The sequence below is a fragment of the Burkholderia sp. BCC1985 genome (assembly GCF_905339915.1).
In the GTDB taxonomy this organism is placed as follows: Bacteria; Pseudomonadota; Gammaproteobacteria; order Burkholderiales; family Burkholderiaceae; genus Burkholderia.
The window spans coordinates 273,836-280,501 of record NZ_CAJPGY010000005.1 but is presented as its reverse complement, the minus strand read 5'-3'; the positions used below and the strand labels follow the sequence as shown (position 1 = coordinate 280,501).

The window sequence follows — 6,666 nt, the reverse complement described above, 5'->3', positions numbered from 1 at the left end:
GACCGTCCCCGCGTTCATCAACCTGTTCATCGAAACCGGCGGCACCGCGGGCATCCAGTTCTCGTACGACAAGAGCTGATTGCCGCACGTCCGCACGCGCCGCGCTTGCGGCGCGAACCCGGCCCGCGTCGCAGCCGCCGGCGCGCGTTGCGCCACATGAACTACCCCCGCCCGGGCCGGCCCGGGCGGGCGCCCGCGATACCTAAACCACGTGGTAGCTTGCCGGCGGATACGCCGTCTCCAGCGCGGCCCTGAGATCCGCGTCGGACGCCGTGGCCGACGTGAAGACGGCCGTCGTGGTGCTCGCGGTGTAGGCCAGCGTCACGGCCCACGTCGGATGGTCCTCGTTGAGGTTGTCGCGCGTGGCTTGCGCGCTCAACGCGCTCGGGCCGCCGTCCGGATTGAACCCGTAGACTGAAATGGTCGGCATGGCATGTCCTTGTCGGTTGGTTGGGGAACGCCGCCAGCACGCACCGGCGACCTGCCCAGCGTAGGCGCCGCGCACGCGGGCAGGAATGTGCCGAAGGTCATGGCCGAAGGCCCGTGACGGGCGGTGCGATACCGGTTTTCCCCGCTCCGCCTCGCCCTCATGCACCCTCGATGCCGCACCGCGCGCCGCCATCGCCGCGACGCCGCCAGCCGTCTTCGCGGATACGTGATTCAATGTCATTCGAACCGGCGTCGCGCGCTGCCGCCTCGGCGCGCGTCGCGTCCCCCCTCGACCGACCTTCACGAAAATCCCATGACGAACCCTGCCGACATCAAGGCGCTCGTTTTCGACGTGTTCGGAACGATCGTCGACTGGAGAAACGGCGTCGCGCGCGAAGCCGCCACGTTCCTGGCGCGCCATGCGCCGGATCGCGATCCGTTCGAATTCGCCGATACGTGGCGCCGCGAATATGCGCCGTCGATGGAGGAAATCCGCAGCGGGCGCAGGCGCTACGTGCGGCTCGACGTGCTGCACCGCGAGAACCTGGTGCGCACGCTCGACCGCTACGGGATCGACGGCGTGCCCGACGCGGAGATCGACGCGCTCAACCTCGCGTGGCACCGGCTCGATCCGTGGCCCGACTCCGTCTCGGCGCTGCAGCGGCTGAAGCGGCGCTACGTGATCGCGCCGCTGTCGAACGGCAATATCCGGCTGATGGTCGACGTCGCGAAGCACGGCGGCCTGCCGTGGGACGCGATCCTCGGCGCCGAAGTCGCGCACGCGTACAAGCCGTCGCCGAGGGTCTATACCGAAGCGGTCGAGATTCTCGGTCTCGAGCCGGCCGAGCTGTGCCTGGTTGCCGCGCACAACGGCGATCTGGCCGCCGCGCGGCGACTCGGGCTCGCGACCGCGTTCGTGCTGCGGCCGACCGAACACGGGCCGAACCAGACGACCGACCTGAAAGCCGACGACGCGTGGGACTTCGACGTCAAGGACCTGAACGAACTCGCGGATCGGCTCGGTTGTCCGGGTTGAGTGCCGGCTGCTAGACTCCGCACTCCGACCACATTCAGCCCCGGCCTATGTCGTCATCCCTGCGTCTGGTAGCAGGCAAGCTCACCGCGATGCGCTTTCTGGAGCGTCCCGATCGGGAGGACGCCGCGCGCCATCAGGTGCCGCCCGTCGATCCCGAAGCCCGGAAGAAATCGCTCGGCTACCGGTTCACGCACTATGTGGTGCCGATTGCCGCGGCGCTCACCGGCAACGGTGCCGCCGCCAATGCGCTGGTGTTTCAGCAAGCCGACGAAGACCTCGCCCTGGCCAGCTTGAACGCCGCGGCCGACAAGGTCGAGCATCCGGCGACGTGGTCGTATGCGAATATCCGCGGCAGCAAGACCTTCGCATCGGAAAACGCCTACGTCACCGTCGGGAAAAACGGCAGGATCCTGTTCGCGAAGCTCCCGGTCGAAATCGAAATCGGCGGAAACACGTACCGCGGCTTCCTCGGCGGACAGTGCTTCGACGCCGGCGACGACGTTGTTGCCGTGGTCGATCGCCGAGGCCGCCTGCTTGCGCTGTCGTCTCCGGACCGGCGCCACATGGTCATGGATTACACGTGCGGCGACACCGGGTTGGCCGGGCTGACGCACACGCTCTGGCTCGCGTGGAAATGGATGTTCATCGGCATGACCTGTTTCCTGATCCCGCTCATGCTACTGGGCATCTGGACCAGCGACAGCGGATTTTCCGATCCGACGCTCGTCGTTCTCACGCTGCTCGGCGGACCGTTCGCATTGGGCGTCATGCTGGCACTGCTCATCGGCGTGCGCCTTGCATGGTCGGACTGGCTGCCCGCGTGGCGCGTGTCGCGCATCCTCACTGCATTGGGCCGACCGGACCTGTGCGCGCGCGATTTCGGCGATGCGCTCGACAACGCCGAACGCACCGGACGATTACGCGACACGGATGTCGGGCGAATCTATTACGCCTAGGCACGCCCAGGCGGCCGGCTGCCTGGCGGCGGGCCCCTTCGCCGCGCTCGCGTGACGCCGCCGCGGGTGTGCCGCAACGCGGTGCACCTGGAAGCGCGTGAACCCCGACCCGCCCGCTGCGCAAATCACCGCCGCCTCCAGCCCCGCTATTCCGGATCCCCGACGAACCGGAGCCGCTCCGACTCCCCCATCAACAACGCCCGGTTCGCGTCCGCCGCCGCGCGCAGGTAATCCCACAGCGCCGTCACGCGCCGCAGCTTGCGCAGATCCTCGCGACACGTCAGCCAGAAGCACCGTGTGACCACCACGTCGTCCGGCAGCACCGGCACCAGCGCCGGCTGCGTGGCCGCCATGAAGCACGGCAGGATCGCGAGCGCGCCGCCCTGCAGCGCCGCGAACACCTGCGCGATCACGCTCGTCGTGCGTAGCCCGGCCGTCGCGCCGGGCACCGCGCGCTCCAGGTACAGCAGTTCGCTGCTGAACGCGAGATCGTCGACGTAACTGATGAACGCATGCCGCGCGAGATCGTCGGTGCAGGCGATCGGCGGATGACTCGCCAGATAGTCGCGCGTCGCGTAGAGCCGCAGCTGGTAGTCGCACAGCTTCGTGACCACGTAAGGCCCGCGTTCGGGCCGCTCGAGCGTGATCGCGAGGTCGGCCTCGCGTTTCGGCAAGTTGACGAAATGCGGGACCGGCAGCAGGTCGACCGTCACATGCGGGTGCGCGACGCGAAACCGCGCGAGCTGCGGCGCGAGGAAAAAGCAGCCGAACCCTTCGGTCGACCCGATCCGCACGTGGCCCGACAGCGCCTCGCCAGTGTTCGCGACCTGGTCGCATGCGGACTGCACGGTCGTCTCCATCGCGTCCGCATACGCGACGAGCCGCTGCCCCTCGGCGGTCAGCGTGAAGCCGCCCGAGCGAGACTTGTCGAACAAAAGCGTACCCATCGCGGCCTCGAGTGCGCGAATGCGCCGCGCGACGGTCGTGTAGTCGACCCCGAGCCGCTTCGCGGCCCCGCTCGCGCGCTGCGTGCGGGCGACTTCGAGGAAGAAGCGCAGGTCGTCCCAGTTCAGGTTGCCGGAAACCGGCTCGGTGGCGTGTCGCATCGGCGGGAAAAAAGGGCAGGTGTCTCGGGGCCGGGTTCCGATATGCATAAATGCACATCCAACCGGTTTTCTTGTCGGTACATCATGGATCCGCGCATAACTATACTCGACCGTGACCTGCGGACCATGAGCCGCGGGCAATAAATACGGAGACACCATGCAGACGCGATCCACCCTCGATGAGCATGCAGCCATCGCGACGCCGGCGCCCGCCCGCACCGCGCGGCACTACCTGCTGGCCGGCTGGGCCAGCATGGCCGGCACCACGATCGAGTGGTACGACTTCTTCCTCTACGGCACGGCGGCCGCGCTCGTGTTCAACCGCATCTTCTTCCCGTCGCTGGACCCCGTCGTCGGCACGCTCGCCGCGTTCGGCACGTTCGCGGTGGGCTTCATCGGCCGGCCGATGGGCGGCATCGTGTTCGGCCACTTCGGCGACCGCATCGGCCGCAAGTCGATGCTGATGATCACGCTGCTGCTGATGGGCGTGCCGAGCATGATCATCGGGCTGATCCCGTCGTACGACCGCATCGGCTACTGGGCCGCCGCGCTGCTGATCGCGATGCGCTTCCTGCAGGGGATGGCGGTCGGCGGCGAATGGGGCGGCGCGGTGCTGATGGCCGTCGAACACGCGCCGAAGGGCCGCAAGGGGCTGTTCGGCAGCCTGCCGCAGACGGGCGTCGGGCTCGGGCTGATCCTGTCGTCGGTCGCGATGGCCGCGGTAGCCGCGCTGCCGGAAGCCGACATGCTGTCGTGGGGCTGGCGCGTGCCGTTCCTCGCGAGCATCGCGCTGGTCGGCCTCGGCTGGTTCATCCGCGCGAAGGTGCCCGAGTCGCCGGACTTCGAGAAGATGCAGCGCCAGGGCAAGGCCGAGAAGTCGCCGGTGACGGCCGCGCTGCGCCGCCATCCGCGCGAGGTGCTGACGATCGTCGGCGCACGCGCCGCGGAAAACACCTGGTTCTACATGGTCGTCACGTTCGCGCTCGCGTATGCGACGCAGCAGCTGCATCTGCCGAAGGCCGAGATGCTGCACGCGATCACGGCCGGCGCGGCGTTGTCGCTCGTCACGATGCCGCTGTGCGGGCATCTCAGCGACCGCATCGGCCAGCGCCGGATGTTCGCGATCGGCCTCGTGCTGATGTGCCTGTTCGCGGCGCCGTTCTTCCTGATGCTCGGCACGCAGCAGACGTCGACCGCATGGTGGGCGATCGTGCTCGGCCTCGGCATCGTGTTCCCGATCCTGTATGCGCCGGAGTCGCTGCTGTTCGCGCAGCAGTTCCCGGCGGAAATCCGCTACAGCGGCATCTCGCTGTCGGTGCAGCTCGCCGGCGTGATCGGCGGCGGCTTCGCGCCGATGATCGCGACGTCGCTGCTCAAGGCCGGCGGCGGCCAGCCGCACTACGTGATCGCGTACCTCGTCGGCTTCGGCGTGTTCGCGCTCGCGTGTACCGCGTTGATGCGTCCGGCGCGTGCGTAAGCATCGGCCTGCATCGATCCGCATCGCCCCGATTTCAGTTCGACCTGCCGTCCGCCGTGGCCGCACGCGCGACGGACGCAGCCCACGTTTTTTCTTCGCATCACCGTTTCCCGGAGAGTTCCATGAACGCCGCAGTTCCCCAGACCACCCTCGCCCTGCCCACCGCCAAGCTGCTGATCGACGGCGCGTTCGTCGAATCGCAAAGCGCCGAATGGGGCGACATCGTCAACCCCGCGACGCAGGAAGTGATCGGCCGCGTGCCGTACGCGACGCTCGACGAGGTCGATGCCGCGATCGCGTCCGCGCAGCGCGCGTTCCAGAACTGGAAGACGACGCCGATCGGCGCGCGGCTGCGCATCATGCTGAAGTTCCAGGACCTCGTGCGCCGCAATCTCGAACGGATCGCGCACACGCTGACCGCCGAGCAGGGCAAGACGCTGCCCGACGCGCAGGGCGACATCTTCCGCGGCCTCGAAGTGGTCGAGCATGCGTGCTCGATCGGCACGCTGCAGCAAGGCGAATTCGCGGAGAACGTCGCGGGCGGCGTCGACACCTACACGCTGCGCCAGCCGATCGGCGTGTGCGCGGGCATCACGCCGTTCAACTTCCCCGGCATGATCCCGCTGTGGATGTTCCCGATGGCGATCGTGTGCGGCAACACGTTCGTGCTGAAGCCGTCCGAACAGGATCCGCTGTCGACGATGCAGCTCGTCGAACTCGCGATCGAGGCCGGCGTGCCGCAGGGCGTGCTGAACGTCGTGCACGGCGGCAAGACCGTGGTCGACCGTCTGTGCACGCATCCGGACATCAAGGCGATCTCGTTCGTCGGCTCGACGCGCGTCGGCACGCACGTGTACAACCTCGGCAGCCAGCACGGCAAGCGCGTGCAGTCGATGATGGGCGCGAAGAACCACGCGGTCGTGCTGCCCGATGCGCACCGCGAGCAGTCGATCAACGCTCTCGTCGGCGCAGGCTTCGGCGCGGCCGGCCAGCGCTGCATGGCGACGTCGGTCGTCGTGCTGGTCGGCCAGGCGCGCGACTGGCTGCCCGAGCTGGTCGAGAAGGCGAAGGCGCTGAAGGTCAACGCCGGCGCCGAAGCCGGCACGGACGTCGGCCCGGTCGTGTCGAAGGCGGCGAAGGCCCGCATCCTGTCGCTGATCGATGCGGGCGTGAAGGAAGGCGCGACGCTGCTGCTCGACGGCCGCGACGTGAAGGTGCCCGGCTACGAGCAGGGCAACTTCGTCGGCCCGACGATCTTCTCGAACGTGACGACCGACATGTCGATCTATCAGGAAGAAATCTTCGGGCCGGTGGTGGTCGTGCTCGAAGCCGACACGCTCGACGACGCGATCGCGCTGGTCAACCACAACCCGATGGGCAACGGCGTCGGCCTGTTCACGCAGAGCGGCGCGGCCGCGCGCAAGTTCCAGAGCGAGATCGACATCGGCCAGGTCGGCATCAACATCCCGATCCCGGTGCCGGTCCCCTACTTCAGCTTCACCGGCTCGCGCGGCTCGAAGCTCGGCGATCTCGGCCCGTACGGCAAGCAGGTCGTGCAGTTCTATACGCAGACGAAGACGGTCACCGCGCGCTGGTTCGACGACGACGCGACGGCCGGCGGCGTGAACACGACGATCGCGCTGCGCTGATCAAGGAAGCCCG

General features: G+C 68.1%; 6 protein-coding genes and 1 pseudogene. 5 read left to right on the top strand and 2 right to left on the bottom strand.

The window, feature by feature from the left end; translation table 11 throughout:
* Positions 1–79 (top strand): annotated as a pseudogene (locus tag U4Z31_RS07420) (hydrolase); the annotation flags it as partial.
* 123 nt (positions 80–202) lie between these two features.
* Here the strand turns inward: U4Z31_RS07420 and U4Z31_RS07415 are convergent.
* Positions 203–430, bottom strand: a complete 228-nt coding sequence (locus U4Z31_RS07415) for a hypothetical protein (RefSeq protein WP_321802325.1) — start codon at positions 428–430, stop codon at positions 203–205.
* A gap of 312 nt (positions 431–742) precedes the next feature.
* Between U4Z31_RS07415 and U4Z31_RS07410 the strand changes: the two genes are divergently transcribed.
* Together U4Z31_RS07410 and U4Z31_RS07405 are read left to right on the top strand one after the other, a co-directional pair.
* The gene (locus U4Z31_RS07410) at positions 743–1,465 is read left to right on the top strand and encodes a haloacid dehalogenase type II (RefSeq protein ID WP_044843903.1); all 723 of its coding nucleotides are present in this window, start codon (positions 743–745) and stop codon (positions 1,463–1,465) included.
* Positions 1,466–1,512: 47 nt separating this feature from the next.
* Positions 1,513–2,421, top strand: a complete 909-nt coding sequence (locus tag U4Z31_RS07405) for a hypothetical protein (RefSeq protein ID WP_257774963.1) — start codon at positions 1,513–1,515, stop codon at positions 2,419–2,421.
* A gap of 146 nt (positions 2,422–2,567) precedes the next feature.
* Here the strand turns inward: U4Z31_RS07405 and U4Z31_RS07400 are convergent, their stop codons facing one another.
* Complete coding sequence (locus U4Z31_RS07400; RefSeq protein WP_124521113.1) at positions 2,568–3,527, bottom strand: LysR family transcriptional regulator; 960 nt, start codon at positions 3,525–3,527, stop codon at positions 2,568–2,570.
* Between the two features lie 157 nt (positions 3,528–3,684).
* Between U4Z31_RS07400 and U4Z31_RS07395 the strand changes: the two genes are divergently transcribed.
* Together U4Z31_RS07395 and U4Z31_RS07390 are read left to right on the top strand one after the other, a co-directional pair.
* Positions 3,685–5,004 (top strand): MFS transporter, encoded by a 1,320-nt coding sequence (locus U4Z31_RS07395; protein ID WP_044843900.1) that lies wholly within the window; start codon positions 3,685–3,687, stop codon positions 5,002–5,004.
* Positions 5,005–5,126: 122 nt separating this feature from the next.
* Complete coding sequence (locus tag U4Z31_RS07390; RefSeq protein WP_321809859.1) at positions 5,127–6,653, top strand: CoA-acylating methylmalonate-semialdehyde dehydrogenase; 1,527 nt, start codon at positions 5,127–5,129, stop codon at positions 6,651–6,653.
* Positions 6,654–6,666: the final 13 nt, after the last annotated feature.